The organism is Segetibacter sp. 3557_3, assembly GCF_004354985.1.
GTDB lineage: Bacteria > Bacteroidota > Bacteroidia > Chitinophagales > Chitinophagaceae > Segetibacter.
In genome coordinates this window covers 44,384-62,532 of the sequence record NZ_SMSK01000011.1, presented here as the reverse complement: position 1 = coordinate 62,532, position 18,149 = coordinate 44,384, and the positions used below count along the sequence as shown (strand labels likewise).

At 41.8% G+C, this 18,149-nt stretch carries 10 protein-coding genes and 1 tRNA gene; 2 read left to right on the top strand and 9 right to left on the bottom strand.

All coding sequences use genetic code 11. From position 1 onward, the window contains the following. Positions 1–75: 75 nt before the first annotated feature. Positions 76–1,323 (bottom strand): transcription termination factor NusA, encoded by a 1,248-nt coding sequence (gene nusA, locus EXU57_RS15975; RefSeq protein WP_133269237.1) that lies wholly within the window; start codon positions 1,321–1,323, stop codon positions 76–78. Positions 1,324–1,368: 45 nt separating this feature from the next. Further along, entirely contained in the window at positions 1,369–1,845 is a 477-nt protein-coding gene (gene rimP, locus EXU57_RS15970) for a ribosome maturation factor RimP (RefSeq protein WP_133269236.1), read from the bottom strand. 198 nt (positions 1,846–2,043) lie between these two features. Between rimP and EXU57_RS15965 the strand changes: the two genes are divergently transcribed. Next, the gene (locus EXU57_RS15965; protein ID WP_133269235.1) at positions 2,044–2,298 is read left to right on the top strand and encodes a hypothetical protein; all 255 of its coding nucleotides are present in this window, start codon (positions 2,044–2,046) and stop codon (positions 2,296–2,298) included. Between the two features lie 454 nt (positions 2,299–2,752). Here the strand turns inward: EXU57_RS15965 and EXU57_RS15960 are convergent, their stop codons facing one another. The 3 genes from EXU57_RS15960 to EXU57_RS15950 all read right to left on the bottom strand — a co-directional run bounded on the left by EXU57_RS15960 (position 2,753) and on the right by EXU57_RS15950 (position 4,424). Further along, entirely contained in the window at positions 2,753–3,079 is a 327-nt protein-coding gene (locus EXU57_RS15960; RefSeq protein WP_165958175.1) for a DUF5615 family PIN-like protein, read from the bottom strand. Beyond that, the gene (locus tag EXU57_RS25915; protein WP_410528414.1) at positions 3,063–3,272 is read right to left on the bottom strand and encodes a DUF433 domain-containing protein; all 210 of its coding nucleotides are present in this window, start codon (positions 3,270–3,272) and stop codon (positions 3,063–3,065) included. The genes EXU57_RS15960 and EXU57_RS25915 overlap by 17 nt, the downstream gene beginning before the upstream one ends. A gap of 537 nt (positions 3,273–3,809) precedes the next feature. Then, positions 3,810–4,424 (bottom strand): HAD family hydrolase, encoded by a 615-nt coding sequence (locus tag EXU57_RS15950; protein WP_133269234.1) that lies wholly within the window; start codon positions 4,422–4,424, stop codon positions 3,810–3,812. Positions 4,425–4,487: 63 nt separating this feature from the next. On the opposite strand from EXU57_RS15950, the gene EXU57_RS15945 reads away from it, so the two are divergent. After that, positions 4,488–4,561: transfer RNA gene (locus EXU57_RS15945), tRNA-Ile, on the top strand. A 579-nt stretch (positions 4,562–5,140) separates the two neighbouring features. Here the strand turns inward: EXU57_RS15945 and EXU57_RS15940 are convergent. From EXU57_RS15940 to EXU57_RS25780, 4 genes are all read right to left on the bottom strand, one after another. After that, positions 5,141–10,765, bottom strand: a complete 5,625-nt coding sequence (locus EXU57_RS15940; protein ID WP_133269233.1) for a DUF2272 domain-containing protein — start codon at positions 10,763–10,765, stop codon at positions 5,141–5,143. Between the two features lie 46 nt (positions 10,766–10,811). Beyond that, entirely contained in the window at positions 10,812–17,267 is a 6,456-nt protein-coding gene (locus EXU57_RS15935; RefSeq protein WP_133269232.1) for a papain-like cysteine protease family protein, read from the bottom strand. Positions 17,268–17,625: 358 nt separating this feature from the next. Continuing rightward, positions 17,626–17,952, bottom strand: coding sequence for a hypothetical protein (locus EXU57_RS15930; RefSeq protein WP_133269231.1), 327 nt, complete (start codon positions 17,950–17,952; stop codon positions 17,626–17,628). Positions 17,953–18,016: 64 nt separating this feature from the next. Next, positions 18,017–18,142: a hypothetical protein gene (locus tag EXU57_RS25780; protein ID WP_262708561.1), complete on the bottom strand. Its 126-nt coding sequence runs from the start codon at positions 18,140–18,142 to the stop codon at positions 18,017–18,019. Positions 18,143–18,149 lie beyond the last annotated feature (7 nt).

Below are 18,149 nucleotides of genomic sequence, written 5' to 3'. Positions count from 1 at the left end.
ACCCATTTCAACCAGGATGTCGGAGGCGGCAACGATGCGCCAGTTTATCGACAACCGGTTACATACAAATATCCGTTATTCTTTATTGAATTCATCGCTCAATACCTTTCTAACTTCGTCGATGGTTTCTTTTTCCAGGTCTGTACGGCGTTCCAGCTCTTCGGCGGTCAGCTCGAGTACACTGCGGGCAGTATCACAACCGATCCGCTTCAACTCATCAATGATCCATGCTTCAATCTCATCGCCAAATTCTTCAAGATCGATATCAAACTCTTCAACCTCTCCTTCATTATCGCGGTAAACATCAATTTCGTAGCCGGTAAGTTCGCAAGCCAGTTTGATGTTAACACCACGTCTGCCGATTGCAAGCGAAACCTGGTCAGGCTTAAGGTAAACACTGGCGTGTTTCGTTTCCTGATCGATATCCATACTTGTAATCTTGGCGGGAGTCAATGAACGCTGTATCAGCAGGTTGATGTTGTTGGTCCAGTTAATAACGTCGATATTTTCGTTCTTCAGTTCGCGAACGATACCATGTATCCTGCTACCTTTCATACCAACGCAAGCACCCACGGGGTCAATACGGTCATCAAAGCTTTCTACTGCCACTTTGGCCCTTTCACCGGGGTCGCGTACTATTTTCCGTACAACTATTAAGCCATCGAAAATCTCCGGAACTTCAATTTCCAGCAATTTTGATAAAAATTTCGGGCTCGTACGGCTAAGGATAATTACCGGATTGTTATTTTTCAGGTCAACCCTTTCCACCACCGAACGGATGCTTTCTCCTTTTTTGAAAAAGTCGCTCGGGATCTGTTCAGATTTAGGCAGGATCAGCTCACTTCCCTCTTCATCTAGTAATAACACTTCCTTCTTCCACACCTGGTAAACCTCCGCATTTACAATTTCACCAATTCTTTCGCTGTATTTTTTAACCAGTACATTTTTCTTCAGGTCGTTAATCCGGCTGGCAAGGGTTTGCTTTGCGGCAAGGATTGCACGGCGGCCAAAATCAAGAATATCCACCTCCTCGTATAGTTCCTCTCCCACTTCAAAGTCGGGTTCAATTTTCGCGGCGTCGCTGTAGGCAACTTCAGCAAGCGGATCCATTACTTCACCGTCTTCAACGATCATGCGCCTGCGGATGATTTCGAGGTCACCCTTTTCAGCGTTTACGATCACGTCGAAGTTTTCGTCGCTGGTAAACTTTTTACGGAGAAGCGTTTTGAATACATCCTCTACTACTTTCATCATCGTCGGCCGGTCGATGTTTTCGGCGTCCTTAAACTCCTGGAATGCTTCAATAAGATTTATACTTGCCATAGTGAAAAATTTTAAGTACCGGGCTGCAAAAGCCGCTACTCAGAATTAAAATTGGATTTGAATGGTTGTTGATTTGATGTTTTCGAACGGAATAACGAACTGGTGGGTCTCTGCTTTTTTGCCCTTGCGTATGGTTTGCTCCAGCAGGATATCATTTTCGGTTACTTCCAACAGTGTCCCTTCTTTCTGGCTACCGTCTTTAAACATTACTTCTACTATACGGCCCTTGTTTTTAACGTATTGCCGGTGCAGTATCAGCGGTTCGGTCAAACCCGGGGAGGAAACCTCGAGCGAAAAGTTCCCGTCCGGAAAAAGCGGGCTTTCTTCCATTTTCTTGTAAAGGTTCCGGTTATAGCGAACACATTTATCGATGGTCATGCCGCCCTCGCCGTCGCTGTCGATAAATACCTTAACGTTATTCGTTGGTTTGATCCGTACGGAAACCAGGAAGTCGCCCTGGCTAGGGTCCAGGGTTTCCGCAATCATTTGTTCGATGGCTTGAATTACTGTTTCGTTACTCATGTTAATAAGAGAAGGGAACGGTAACCGTTCCCTTCTGCTGTTTCATTTTTCCGCCGCAAATGTATGTACAAATTGGGATACAAACCAAATGTTCCCCATGGGTTTGTGCGTGCAACCCTAGTTAAGCTTTTTATAAAACGAAACCGGGGTCAGCTAAAGGGCCTGAGAAATAAAAACGGTTATTACCTTTGAAGGGTTATGGCGAAATATATCTTCCTCATTATACTGTGTTTCTTAATGGTGCAGTTTGTGGTCAGGTTCCTCATCCCGGTCATTTCGGGGGTACTCACCATGAAGCGCAAGATGAAAGAGATGCAGGACTTCCAGCAAGGCCGCGATCCCCGCCAGCCCCACAATAGCCAGCAGGCAAATGGAAGCGACCCCACGGGCGGAACTACCCGCAAAGCCCCGGTTCAGAAAGACTATATCGACTTTGAGGAGATTAAGGAGTAGAACCAATGTAAAATTAAAAATGTAAAATGTAAAAGGGGGATCGGAATAGGAAGATATTGCCGACCGAGAAGTCAAAAGTCAAAATCAAAAAGTCAAAAGGGAGAACCCAAAGACTGCCTTTCCTCGAATTAGTCTATCGATCTCATTAGTAAGGCTTTTTTTGGACCCAACATCCGGAATGTAATGGGACATCGTTGCGTCGCACTCTTGTACTGTAGTTTCACCGCGCAACGCGGAACATACTAGATACCTATGTGTTCCTACTTATGTGTCTATGTGTCTATGTGGTTAACGCGGTCGTTTTAATTGTCGGAAGCGAATACCATAACGATGCTTTTTCACCACATAGAATCATATGAACATAGAAAAGCACAAAGGCGTTTATACCTGACTCCCTGTCCTGTTCAACATTATCCTCCGTAGTACTACCAATCAATTTGCAACGTGTTACCATTTAGGAGACTTCAGTTACTTGTTGCAATTTTCCATCACCACGTATTGTATGTTGAATTTTTTCGACAAAAGCTCTTAGCGTTTCTTTTCGGTTGTCTTTGGCTGTTAACAGTAATATTTTAACATCATAGCGATACAGGTTTTGCTGGTAGCGAAGATTTTTGTCAATCGTGACAAAAAAGTCAAAGCCATCGGCAGCGAAGAGTCCTAAAAGTTCGCCGTTCTTTTTGCCTTGCCAGCCCATGTCTCTGACAGTCTTTACATCATGCTCCGGCGAGAAATCATTCTTAAGCTGTTTAGGTAAGTTTTCGTCAAGCAAAATTCTCATTAAGCGTCTTTTCGGTCGTTAATGATTGTTTCGCCATTTCTAAAACCTGAATAGCAGTTTCCTTTGCCACTGATGGGTAGTCCTCGAGAAATTCGTTAAGATCATCTCCGCCCGCGATATAGTCGAAAAGTGTTTGGATCGGAACTCGTGTTCCGGTAAATACTGGAGTACCGCCCAACGTTTCAGGGTCAATATTTATCGGTCCGTATCTAATGGTCTAAGGACTTTGGTCAGTGTTGAAGTTACAAAATCAAACTAGGTGAACAAATGCAAAAGGTAAAATGCAAAATTAAAAATCAACCCGTGCCCAGCTTGAATACACGATCAAACATCACGTCTCATATCCCATCTCTCATAACTCATAACTATTTCAATCCGTGTTCCATGCCTCCGCCATCCGCAAATCTAGTCACCTCTGCGATTCCCCTCCGCTCTCTCGTTCTCTGCGGTATAAAACCAAGGCCGTTCAATCCCGTCATCCGTGTTCCCTACATCCGCCATCCGCAAATCCGAAATTTGCCAATCACTACTTTTAACTCTCAATTTTACACTCATAACTCTCTTCCTCCCCTCTGCGCCAAACTCTGTTTTCTCCCGTTCTCTGCGGTAAAATTCAAATCCGTTCAATCCGTGTCATCCGTGTTCTATTGATTTGCTGATTCGCCAATCCGTAATACGCTAATCCCGTCACGTCTCATATCCCATCTCTCATCACTCATCACCATGAAATTCACAAGTCTAAATCTAGAACGGACGCCGGCGGCTGCAACAAAATCGTCTGCAGTCCCGCCTTTTTCGCGCCTTCGATGTTTACGGGGGTATCGTCAATAAATAGCGTTTCCTCAGCGTTGAGCCCTTCCAGTTCAAGGATCTTCAGGTACGACTCGGGGTAAGGTTTACGAAGGCCAAGCGTATGAGAATAGTAAGCTTTGATAAAGTAGTCATCAAACGACTTTTTACCGGTCAGCTCGCGAAAACCCCGCTGGAACGCCTCGAAGTGGATGATGTTCGTATTCGAGTACAGGTAGATCTTGTACTTCTTGCCGATGTTCTCCAGCCACTCCAGGGTATCGTGGGAGAAGCTACCCAGCATAGCGTTCCAGGCCCTTTGGATCTTTTCGGCCTCCAGCTGGCTTTTCGTGCCCGAACAAAAGCCCTCGTAGAACTCCTCAGCGGTGCATTTGCCCATTTCCAGGTCCTCGAACAGCGGGGAAGCCTTGTGCTGGCTATAGAAGGAGTTGAAGTCGGTAATCCCCAGGTCGATAAAGGCCTGTTCCGTCTTTTTATAGTCGATGCCCAGGAAGATACCTCCCATGTCGAAAATGATGTTTTTTATTTTGCCCATGCGGCAAAAATAGTGCGTATAGAAACGTAAAATTTCTATATTTGCACCCGCTTCGCAGAAGCAGGGCCTATAGCTCAGCTGGTTAGAGCACCTGACTCATAATCAGGTGGTCCTAGGTTCAAATCCTAGTGGGCCCACATTGAAATCAAGCACTTATAACCGAAATGGAAGTAAGTGCTTTTATTTTGCATACAATTTGCATACAGTTAGGTTTTTTGCTGCAACTGTCTTACTCAATACTGACAGCTAAATAGACCCAGGATCATTATACCTAGATAGACCCTCTCATACTCCGATTGGAGACATTTTTGCAGATGTTCATTTTCCCTCACTTTTTTAGTAATAAAAATGATATGTGTATTGGGTTCAACAATGTGATAAAAATTTTCTTTTCGGTAAAGAAGTGAGTATTATAATATCCCGTAAATCCCTTCCTAATCTGTCACCAGAAAGGGCGGATAAAGAAAGCTTCGCCGACTGGTCATATCAGTGTTTCAGTTGCACCACCACGCTTTTAGAAGGAATTCTGTCTGCAATTACGAGAAACACAAGACGATCCATGTGATGTTAAGCATCCACAGGGTGTACGTAAACTTTGTCGTTCTCGATGTGGCCTTCAGTAACACTGCTCGTGCCATTATGGTGTTCAATGTTACAGTGCATTTAACGCTGGTCCATTACTGTGTCGCTATCATTTTTTTGTAATTAGAATTTACCTATTCTACTTGTTGATTGGTTCTAATTTTTATTATTGCAAAATATTCGGTTTGTGGTCCGACAAATTGAACTCTTTGATTAGGGTTATCAGATTGCACATTATTAAATACTTCCCAATTCTTAGATAGATCTATCTTACCATCTTGCGTTAGATAAATTTTTCTCTTTCCAACTGAAACATTTTCTCTGTCAACACCATAGGGAATCTCTTCACCGGTGTTAAATCTTTGAGTTACCCTATTTATTCTAACAGAGTCTGGCCTATTGAATCTATTAATCCATCTATTCTGTGAGCTATCCCATTGTGCCCATATTTCTTCATACTCTAAATTGCCACCAATTACAATAATATAATTTTCGGATTGATTCACTTCAGTAATAATATCGGTATGTGAATGTCCGCTGTGTACCCTTCCAATTGTATCATATGTTATTCCAGAACTATTATTCGAACGGCATACAATATCTCCTAGTTGAGGGGCATATTCATTTATTCTAACCGCCCAAAAAGGATTGTTAAAGGCTCTGGTATCTCTGCTTAATTTTGCATTTCTTATAAAATTAACATGACGAATTGATCGTAAGAATACGTCATTATTAGTGATACCGTTTGTTCTAATTATGTAGCAAATAAATGCTGCACTCCATGCTTCGCGTGCAGCTATTTTAGCAAGTGCTTGTTCTCTTGTTAATGGATTGCTTGGCACAACCCCGTTCGTTGCATTAACTGCATAAGCCGACATCCAATAGTCAATTAACCTTGGTTGCACATGGCTATCTGTTTCCCAATATGCTTCCCCAGGATGGGGACCACCAGTATGCCAGAAATTATATTCGGAGGAGGCTACTCTTGCAATGTTACTCTTAAATGCTACCATATCTGCAGGTACACCATCCATCCATCTCCTTCTGGTTTGTCCTTCTGTTGTGTCGCCACTAATGCTGACAGATTCATTAGTACCATCTGCAGTGGTTCTTTCTGCATGAACTGTTTGCCCCTGACTTGCAGCTTCAGCTGCAGTAGGCATTAATGACGGCTGACTGCTTTCTCTTTCTGTGCGTGCCCTTTCTCTTAAACTTTCTCCTCCGTCTATCTGCTGTTGTAAATGCTGGCGTGTCAGATCTTGATAATCTTCCTCACTGATAGCATCTCTTTGCCTTGCCTCCTGCATTCTTCTGGATAAATCTTCTGAGTTGGTTGTATTGTGCTGCTGTGTGGCCAGGCTTTTGGCCATCTCTGCAAAGGCTTTTGCATTCGCTTGATTGGATAGATAGGTCTCCATCACATTGCGCTGATTTCCTTGCAAACCTGTTATGTCTCTAAATGCTTCTGATTTGCCTAAGAGTTCTGCTAATTGACTTAATCCTGCTGCCGGGGCAGGTGTTTCAGGTGCATTCTGGATGTTGACCATTGGTGGGGCAAAATCTTTGTATTGGGGTTTGTATTCTGTGATGGTAGGGGTTGGAGTAACTACGGGCGAGATAGGCGTAGGCTCTTCTGTCCTGAATTTATCCCAATCCTGTGAAGAGTTCTCCTTTACCATCTCACAAGCATCACAGGAGCCTTGAATGGCTTCCATAAATACGCCTCTTGTGGGTACACTTATTCTATAAGGTGGAGTTGGAGTGGGTGGCTTATAGTAATCCATCAAAGATATTTCCTGCAAGCCTTCATCAGATTCTTCTATTATGTAGCTTCTGCTTACTTTATACCCGCCGGCAACAGGGAAAACCATTGAGTTGCCTGTTATTGTGATTAACTCATTTTTTACAACAGAAGCTAAACTTTTATACCCTGCTGGAAGGCCAAACGAGTTGTAGAGTTGAATATGAAAGCCATCCAATAGCATAAATCGCCTGTCAGGGTCCAATCTATACCAAAGTACTTTATTGTAATGTTCAAGATTGCTGTTAAGGTGTTCTATGAGTTGACTTACAATGTAGCGATCTTCTTTTCGTGGATTTGTTTTGTCTCTTGCATTTAGGGGGATATAGAGATTTGTTCCATCCAGTAAATCATCATTAACATATCCTCTGAATAAGGAACCATGAAAATTTGCGGTGTCATAATCAATACTTACCCTGCCAATATTGAGCCTTATATGGTTCTTTATTGCTATTGCATCAGAGTTCGAGGATGAAACACTAATATATAAAGGTAATGCTGATCTTTTCTTACCCACCTCTCCCTGTGATGAAAAATTTACTGTTATTTTCTTGTTCCCTCCTGTATAGCGTAAGTTGGTTGAAAAGTCAAGACTAAATCCATCTCCCGAATGAACTAAGGTCTCGACACCGCTAATCGTTTCTGTTCTTACCCGATCCCAGTGAATGGAAATAGAATCCACTAGTTTTGCAAATACTAAAGGCAAGATGTCGTTGAAGAATATCTCATCCCATTCAGCAATTAACCTTCCACTGAAATAGTATGTAAGCATATCAAATACGCCATTCGCATCTGTATAGTCTAATATTTTAGCATAGGCTTCCCATAATTGTCTGTCCATATGGCCCCCGTCGAAAAACTCTTCTCCGGCAGGATTGAAAGTGCCTAATCCAAAGGGTAGGGGTATGCTTGGCGAGTGAAAGTTAATTACTCGAATGCATTTTGAAGGGGGTACTGAGGCATAATTAGCATCTAAGGTCATGAATTGGTCAAAGATCTGTCCTGCTACCTGCACTTGTTGCTGAACTGTTCGGGTTTCCGAGCCTATTAAAAAAGGAGCAAATGGTCCGGCCAAGGCAGCGGTCACATTTTTTTTAATTGTGCCTTCCACATCAAGTTCTTCCCTTGTTATCGTTTGTGTTATGATGGGCAGTGATTTAATCCGATCATAGCGCGTCTTGGGTCGTTGGATATTAACTTCCATATCAAAGCTGCCTCTGATCTGAGTGATCATTCCATCGGCATAAGTCTCATTTTCTGCCGGAAAATCTACTCTTGTCCAATCAGTCTTTATGCGTTCATTGGCATCAAAGGCTTTCAGTAACGGATGACTTCTCCCTTTGAATACTTGTTGAAAGGGTTGCAGATAGGTACTTGAATGTACTGGCAATAAGTGTTGCGCTAGCACATCTTTCCACTTATGTATATTTTCTGTTGTGAAGTGAGTTAATAGCAAAGGGACAAAGACACATTCTTCTACATGGGATAGCTCCTGAAAAATAGCGTAATGCCTTAGCACCTCAAAATACATCATAGTTAGGGAATGGCAATGATTGTGATTAGCTACTACTTCACTGGTAACTCCATAGTTCTGCCCTTCAGTAACTGTTGTTACTACAGAAGCATTTAAGGCCCTGAAGCTTTCTGCATTCTGCATGATTGACTGCCGGAGTTTTTCGCCAAAAAACTGCGATATATTTCTTTCACTATTCTGTGATGCTGAGGATTTTGAGTTGGAGTAGCCTCCGGCCACGCCCAAAGAGCCGCCTATGCCTCCATAAGAAACCCCTACTCCTAATCCGGCCGAGACTCCGGCTGTTGAAGCGGAACTCCTTCCGCTTATGTCCTCACTGATGCCACCACTTATCTGATCGGTAATGATGCGCTCGTTGAGTAACTCTGCTGAGAGCCGTTCGCCTTGTGTAAGGCTTTGCGTTTCCGCGCCCTGTAGGGAGTGGGATGACTCAAACACAACAATTTGTTTTTTCTGTCCGGGCGCCAGCGGCAAAGAATACACTAAGTCGCCTAAAGAATAGCCATCCGCTTTGAAAACTGATTTGTAATACAGGATATGACCTGTAGCTACTGTGACTGCCTGATAGAATGATAAATTACTCTTGGCGTCCGGAGCATCTTCCCAATAGATCCGATTGTCCAAGTCTACAATTCGGCGTTCTAATTTCTGTTGTCCGCCTTCTAAAGTATAGGTTATGTTATCTCCTTGAGCATTTTTCTTGAGCACATAATTGGCAACATCAGGGTCAGAAATTCTGACAATGGCATTGTAACTGTATTCCCGTAAAGTTCGGTTTGGTGTAGATAAGTTAAGGCAAGTTCCTCCGATATCTTGTGTATATTCATCGGAGGCAATTAAATCAGCCTGGTCAGGCAACCGTTTCGCTTTAGTTGGCTTCTCGCAATCACACTCTTCCTCCTTGAACCTATCTTCCTCTTGCTCTGGCTCTACTACCTGATCATCTTGCAATAACAGGTAGATAAAGTCATTGGATATACTTTCATTAGTTGTACTATTGGCATCAATTTCAAGATCAGCCGGACTATTGGGCATTAAGGATACTAAAGCCTGGGCTGCGGTATATATCCCATAAGGATAGTCTAATGAAAAATTGCCGGATTTATCTGTTTGTGCTGCCCCCACAATTCTCCAACTTCCACTCACTTCTTTCTGTGCCTGCACTACAATAGTGAGCTCATTCAGATCATATTTATTGCCAAGCTGAATCACCTTACCGCGTAGCCTTTTTCCTTGTTTACCGCGGGTAGGGGTAGCCGGTATACCACTCATTACATTAGGACCATATGCCTGAACTTCAATCTCTAGCGCCTGTAATATTGGGTCTGTTGCATTGTACACCCGATGCCATAGTAAAGAACCATCAAAACCTTTAACTTTTACAGATACGTGGTTGGCTATACTATTTACAACAACAGGTTGAGAATCTAAAAACGAAAAGTTAATGCTGTTATCAGTTAGGCTACTATCATTAGTAGCCCAATCATAGCGAATGATTTTAGGTAGGCCATTCTTCTGTGTGTACTCTATTACTAAATCATAGAATCCTAAATCATTCTCAGAAATAGTACTATCAGAGATTACTACAAATGTGCCTTCAATCTCTATAGTCTTAATTTCAGGCACTGATATAGGAAAATCAAACAGTGAATTAAAGTTATCCTTGATTAATTCAAGAACCTCTTTCTGCTTTTCATTTGCAATTCCACTTTCTGATAATATACTATAAACCCATCGCTGCAGATAGGAGTCCATCTTGGTAAGTCTTGGTTGCCTGGCACTCAAATTTACTGTTCCTTCAATGATATGGAGCAAATACAAATCATTATTGTCTCCCTCAGCAAGGCGTCTAATCTGCTCTAGCAGCTGATCATAAGCAGATTTATTGATAAGAAAAAGCTTGTTCTTTTCACTTTCTAATGCTCTTTGAACTTCCTGCAAGTTTACGTTATTCAACGACATGAGCTGTTGTGTAACCTGGCTCAGATTATCCCGAATGCTTTTCATGTTCAGCCATCCAGTGGCTTTCAAACCATAAATGACATCGAATTGCTGCTGACCAAGCTCATTGTTATACTCATCCTTATATAAATACTTTACTGTTGAGATAAAATTTGTCAGGTTCTGTGCCCGTAATCTTTCAACTTTATGATAGATCAAAAATGGATATAACAGATCAGGTGACTCGTCATGGAGTAAAGAGAAAGGTACTGGTACATGATACTCACTTTGCCCTAGCAACTGAACAGCAGATAGCTGCTTGATGCCTGCCGGTTCTCTTTTCACTACCTCATTCACGTGGGTCAAAACTTCCCGGACAATAGTATGCGCATACTGGGGAAAATGCACTTCAAGAATGATCTCATTAAACGGCAGCCAATCAATACTGCCCTGGTACTGAAAAGATCTCTGGAGTGATGCCATAAGATTAACTTTATATGATAGGCGGTTCAATAAATAGAAAGGTCTGCTATTCCTCAGGTACACTTACTGGATCTCCTAGGTTATAATACCCCCTGTACCTTCTGATACTTGGATTGGGCGTGTCATAATTAATTGATAAAATAGGACTTGCAGGCTCATCACTTGTTTGCTGATACATCAACATAGCTGATCTTCTATTTAATTCTTCCATATTATAATCCGGTTTGATACATGGAAGGACTTCATTACACGCACTAAAGTCAAATTCAAAATCAGGAAAACCACTATTCTTCATTACTTCATTAAATGCTTTTATTTTATTTGGTATTCTTGCAGATAAAGTGTCCCATATAAGTTCTAATCGAACTTCAGGCTCCATTCGAACTGCTGATTGATTTACTCTCTGCAAATAAATTTTAAATAGGAGAGCAACTTGTTTTGAATAGTTGGACTCACCCCTTGCAATTGCCACATTTAACATTTCAACGGGAATCTGAGCATAGGCAGGCCGTCCGTGATTCAAGTAACCAGCAATTCCGATCACCGCAGCAACCGTATTTCTTGCGATTTCGGCTGCCATAACTTGCCTTGCAGCTGTGTTGGCTCTGTTTAATACTTCGTTTTCAGCAAAATACCGTGCTTGTGCTCTTAAAAGTTGTGAGATAAATTCATTATTCCTTTCAATGTTTTGGGTTAACAGATGAAAACTCTCAATGTCTAAATGTTCACGGCCTCTAAGGAATAAATCATGATTAAACCGATTGCCTCTTAGCCATGGTATCCTGGTTAAAATATCAGCAATACTTTCTGGGTTATCAGCTAAAAATTGCAGCATGTTATTCAAGCGGTGAGGTGCAAAACCAGCACCCCATGTAAAGTCTTGATTATCCCAAGTGTTAATTGCTGTAACGTTACCTTCATGGGCTATTACAGCTTCAAAGCCTAAAGTAGCCAACGCTTTGAATTCACCGGTTGTTTCGCCAGTTGCTCGGTATCGCGTTGCTTCCTCTTCTAATACTTGTCTATAGTTATCTGGATTGCGACCGCCATAAATGATACCCCATTGTGTTCTTCTCCTAAGTTGATAGCTTCTACCGCCCAATCTGACTCTTTGGCTAGCAATATCTACAGGATGGCCTTGAACAGTATCTCCAGGTCTCAGTTCATCACCAATGCTAGTATTCCTATACAATTCACGATGCCCGGCTTCATCTCCATCACCTCCTTCGCCAACTGCAAGTCTTTGTCGAAAATGAACTACTTGTATGAATAGAGATGCTTCAGGATCGATATCTCTAGCCATTTGTTCGAATCGCTGCATAAATTGAATAAACGTTTCTCTAATTGGTTCATCTACAGTAGGATCTATAAAATGAAACCATGTTTCATTTAGATTGCCTAAATCATCGCTTTGTATTTTGAATAATATTCTTGCATGGGGTGAGAAACCAGATCCTAGGTCATCATCAGTGGTAATCCAAAGAGGGCCGTAACTGCGTAGCCATCCTACATATAGTTCTACAGGATAACTTGCGGGTGCCTGGCTAATCATTCCTAAAGCAGCTATAAATTCCTCTTTTTCACTTGCTGCTAATCCACTACCAGACGTAAACATTTGAACATAGTAATCTTCATTTGAAGGAGTTAAATTAGTCCCAGCATTTCTGAGTACTTCCTCTATTTGTAAGCTACTACCGTTCTTCCAATTTACCATTATAGTAGCTGCAGTTGCCCAACAAGACATATCGTCTGGTTGTCGTAATGGAGTAACTTGATGTTCAATGTTAATACTAAAGTCACTTTGTTGTCTCCCGCTAATGCTGACAGATTCATTAGTACCATCTGCAGTGGTTCTTTCTGCATGAACTGTTTGCCCCTGACTTGCAGCTTCAGCTGCAGTAGGCATTAATGACGGCTGACTGCTTTCTCTTTCTGTGCGTGCCCTTTCTCTTAAACTTTCTCCTCCGTCTATCTGCTGTTGTAAATGCTGGCGTGTCAGATCTTGATAATCTTCCTCACTGATAGCATCTCTTTGCCTTGCCTCCTGCATTCTTCTGGATAAATCTTCTGAGTTGGTTGTATTGTGCTGCTGTGTGGCCAGGCTTTTGGCCATCTCTGCAAAGGCTTTTGCATTCGCTTGATTGGATAGATAGGTCTCCATCACATTGCGCTGATTTCCTTGCAAACCTGTTATGTCTCTAAATGCTTCTGATTTGCCTAAGAGTTCTGCTAATTGACTTAATCCTGCTGCCGGGGCAGGTGTTTCAGGTGCATTCTGGATGTTGACCATTGGTGGGGCAAAATCTTTGTATTGGGGTTTGTATTCTGTGATGGTAGGGGTTGGAGTAACTACGGGCGAGATAGGCGTAGGCTCTTCTGTCCTGAATTTATCCCAATCCTGTGAAGAGTTCTCCTTTACCATCTCACAAGCATCACAGGAGCCTTGAATGGCTTCCATAAATACGCCTCTTGTGGGTACACTTATTCTATAAGGTGGAGTTGGAGTGGGTGGCTTATAGTAATCCATCAAAGATATTTCCTGCAAGCCTTCATCAGATTCTTCTATTATGTAGCTTCTGCTTACTTTATACCCGCCGGCAACAGGGAAAACCATTGAGTTGCCTGTTATTGTGATTAACTCATTTTTTACAACAGAAGCTAAACTTTTATACCCTGCTGGAAGGCCAAACGAGTTGTAGAGTTGAATATGAAAGCCATCCAATAGCATAAATCGCCTGTCAGGGTCCAATCTATACCAAAGTACTTTATTGTAATGTTCAAGATTGCTGTTAAGGTGTTCTATGAGTTGACTTACAATGTAGCGATCTTCTTTTCGTGGATTTGTTTTGTCTCTTGCATTTAGGGGGATATAGAGATTTGTTCCATCCAGTAAATCATCATTAACATATCCTCTGAATAAGGAACCATGAAAATTTGCGGTGTCATAATCAATACTTACCCTGCCAATATTGAGCCTTATATGGTTCTTTATTGCTATTGCATCAGAGTTCGAGGATGAAACACTAATATATAAAGGTAATGCTGATCTTTTCTTACCCACCTCTCCCTGTGATGAAAAATTTACTGTTATTTTCTTGTTCCCTCCTGTATAGCGTAAGTTGGTTGAAAAGTCAAGACTAAATCCATCTCCCGAATGAACTAAGGTCTCGACACCGCTAATCGTTTCTGTTCTTACCCGATCCCAGTGAATGGAAATAGAATCCACTAGTTTTGCAAATACTAAAGGCAAGATGTCGTTGAAGAATATCTCATCCCATTCAGCAATTAACCTTCCACTGAAATAGTATGTAAGCATATCAAATACGCCATTCGCATCTGTATAGTCTAATATTTTAGCATAGGCTTCCCATAATTGTCTGTCCATATGGCCCCCGTCGAAAAACTCTTCTCCGGCAGGATTGAAAGTGCCTAATCCAAAGGGTAGGGGTATGCTTGGCGAGTGAAAGTTAATTACTCGAATGCATTTTGAAGGGGGTACTGAGGCATAATTAGCATCTAAGGTCATGAATTGGTCAAAGATCTGTCCTGCTACCTGCACTTGTTGCTGAACTGTTCGGGTTTCCGAGCCTATTAAAAAAGGAGCAAATGGTCCGGCCAAGGCAGCGGTCACATTTTTTTTAATTGTGCCTTCCACATCAAGTTCTTCCCTTGTTATCGTTTGTGTTATGATGGGCAGTGATTTAATCCGATCATAGCGCGTCTTGGGTCGTTGGATATTAACTTCCATATCAAAGCTGCCTCTGATCTGAGTGATCATTCCATCGGCATAAGTCTCATTTTCTGCCGGAAAATCTACTCTTGTCCAATCAGTCTTTATGCGTTCATTGGCATCAAAGGCTTTCAGTAACGGATGACTTCTCCCTTTGAATACTTGTTGAAAGGGTTGCAGATAGGTACTTGAATGTACTGGCAATAAGTGTTGCGCTAGCACATCTTTCCACTTATGTATATTTTCTGTTGTGAAGTGAGTTAATAGCAAAGGGACAAAGACACATTCTTCTACATGGGATAGCTCCTGAAAAATAGCGTAATGCCTTAGCACCTCAAAATACATCATAGTTAGGGAATGGCAATGATTGTGATTAGCTACTACTTCACTGGTAACTCCATAGTTCTGCCCTTCAGTAACTGTTGTTACTACAGAAGCATTTAAGGCCCTGAAGCTTTCTGCATTCTGCATGATTGACTGCCGGAGTTTTTCGCCAAAAAACTGCGATATATTTCTTTCACTATTCTGTGATGCTGAGGATTTTGAGTTGGAGTAGCCTCCGGCCACGCCCAAAGAGCCGCCTATGCCTCCATAAGAAACCCCTACTCCTAATCCGGCCGAGACTCCGGCTGTTGAAGCGGAACTCCTTCCGCTTATGTCCTCACTGATGCCACCACTTATCTGATCGGTAATGATGCGCTCGTTGAGTAACTCTGCTGAGAGCCGTTCGCCTTGTGTAAGGCTTTGCGTTTCCGCGCCCTGTAGGGAGTGGGATGACTCAAACACAACAATTTGTTTTTTCTGTCCGGGCGCCAGCGGCAAAGAATACACTAAGTCGCCTAAAGAATAGCCATCCGCTTTGAAAACTGATTTGTAATACAGGATATGACCTGTAGCTACTGTGACTGCCTGATAGAATGATAAATTACTCTTGGCGTCCGGAGCATCTTCCCAATAGATCCGATTGTCCAAGTCTACAATTCGGCGTTCTAATTTCTGTTGTCCGCCTTCTAAAGTATAGGTTATGTTATCTCCTTGAGCATTTTTCTTGAGCACATAATTGGCAACATCAGGGTCAGAAATTCTGACAATGGCATTGTAACTGTATTCCCGTAAAGTTCGGTTTGGTGTAGATAAGTTAAGGCAAGTTCCTCCGATATCTTGTGTATATTCATCGGAGGCAATTAAATCAGCCTGGTCAGGCAACCGTTTCGCTTTAGTTGGCTTCTCGCAATCACACTCTTCCTCCTTGAACCTATCTTCCTCTTGCTCTGGCTCTACTACCTGATCATCTTGCAATAACAGGTAGATAAAGTCATTGGATATACTTTCATTAGTTGTACTATTGGCATCAATTTCAAGATCAGCCGGACTATTGGGCATTAAGGATACTAAAGCCTGGGCTGCGGTATATATCCCATAAGGATAGTCTAATGAAAAATTGCCGGATTTATCTGTTTGTGCTGCCCCCACAATTCTCCAACTTCCACTCACTTCTTTCTGTGCCTGCACTACAATAGTGAGCTCATTCAGATCATATTTATTGCCAAGCTGAATCACCTTACCGCGTAGCCTTTTTCCTTGTTTACCGCGGGTAGGGGTAGCCGGTATACCACTCATTACATTAGGACCATATGCCTGAACTTCAATCTCTAGCGCCTGTAATATTGGGTCTGTTGCATTGTACACCCGATGCCATAGTAAAGAACCATCAAAACCTTTAACTTTTACAGATACGTGGTTGGCTATACTATTTACAACAACAGGTTGAGAATCTAAAAACGAAAAGTTAATGCTGTTATCAGTTAGGCTACTATCATTAGTAGCCCAATCATAGCGAATGATTTTAGGTAGGCCATTCTTCTGTGTGTACTCTATTACTAAATCATAGAATCCTAAATCATTCTCAGAAATAGTACTATCAGAGATTACTACAAATGTGCCTTCAATCTCTATAGTCTTAATTTCAGGCACTGATATAGGAAAATCAAACAGTGAATTAAAGTTATCCTTGATTAATTCAAGAACCTCTTTCTGCTTTTCATTTGCAATTCCACTTTCTGATAATATACTATAAACCCATCGCTGCAGATAGGAGTCCATCTTGGTAAGTCTTGGTTGCCTGGCACTCAAATTTACTGTTCCTTCAATGATATGGAGCAAATACAAATCATTATTGTCTCCCTCAGCAAGGCGTCTAATCTGCTCTAGCAGCTGATCATAAGCAGATTTATTGATAAGAAAAAGCTTGTTCTTTTCACTTTCTAATGCTCTTTGAACTTCCTGCAAGTTTACGTTATTCAACGACATGAGCTGTTGTGTAACCTGGCTCAGATTATCCCGAATGCTTTTCATGTTCAGCCATCCAGTGGCTTTCAAACCATAAATGACATCGAATTGCTGCTGACCAAGCTCATTGTTATACTCATCCTTATATAAATACTTTACTGTTGAGATAAAATTTGTCAGGTTCTGTGCCCGTAATCTTTCAACTTTATGATAGATCAAAAATGGATATAACAGATCAGGTGACTCGTCATGGAGTAAAGAGAAAGGTACTGGTACATGATACTCACTTTGCCCTAGCAACTGAACAGCAGATAGCTGCTTGATGCCTGCCGGTTCTCTTTTCACTACCTCATTCACGTGGGTCAAAACTTCCCGGACAATAGTATGCGCATACTGGGGAAAATGCACTTCAAGAATGATCTCATTAAACGGCAGCCAATCAATACTGCCCTGGTACTGAAAAGATCTCTGGAGTGATGCCATAAGATTAACTTTATATGATAGGCGGTTCAATAAATAGAAAGGTCTGCTATTCCTCAGGTACACTTACTGGATCTCCTAGGTTATAATACCCCCTGTACCTTCTTCTATTGAAAAACTGAGAACATCTAAAGTTGCAATGCAAAATCAGATAAGGAAGTTTGCAAGTGAAAAAAAATCACTGTAAAACTAGAGATACTTTCTTTTCTAATGTTTTCGAAAGATATAGCAGGATATTGATGTAGGCAAGCACCTTAACCATAATTTGGATAATCTGTATCAGGCAACTCTATAAAGATCACGGAACATTTCTAAATAGATCTTTGCATTTGCGTAAACAATAGTTACTATGAACACGAGACTACCAAGTCTTACTCCAAACAGTATCCATTTTCCGTTTACCACTTTTACTTTCCTGGTTATATATCACCTGCCACACTTTCCTATAATGGTTAGCAGCCATTTCCTGTTCTTTGGTGTAGGTCCAGCTAAAAATAAACTGCCTTCCAAGTGAAAACAGGTAAGTGGCCGTCACCAGAATCATCATCCAAAATAGCACTCTCCCGAAAACCACCTTGTAATATTCCCGTGCGCCATGTTCAGGGAAAAGCAGGATTCGGAACTGTTTTACTATGTTTTTCGGTTGCGCTTCGATGATAGCGGCCAACTTGTCTATCCCATTTGCCATGGTTAATTGTATAGGCACGGTGTTGACCGGAGGTGCTGTAACCTTTATGTTGGATAACTTCTGGTCAAAAAGTTTCCATTCTGCCCGCCAGCGCTGCGAGCCCCTTTATAAGCTCCACCTGTTGTTGTTCCACCTCTTTCAGTTCATCCAGCACTTCGGCCAGTACGGTTTGAATAATCTCACTTTCCATGTCACAC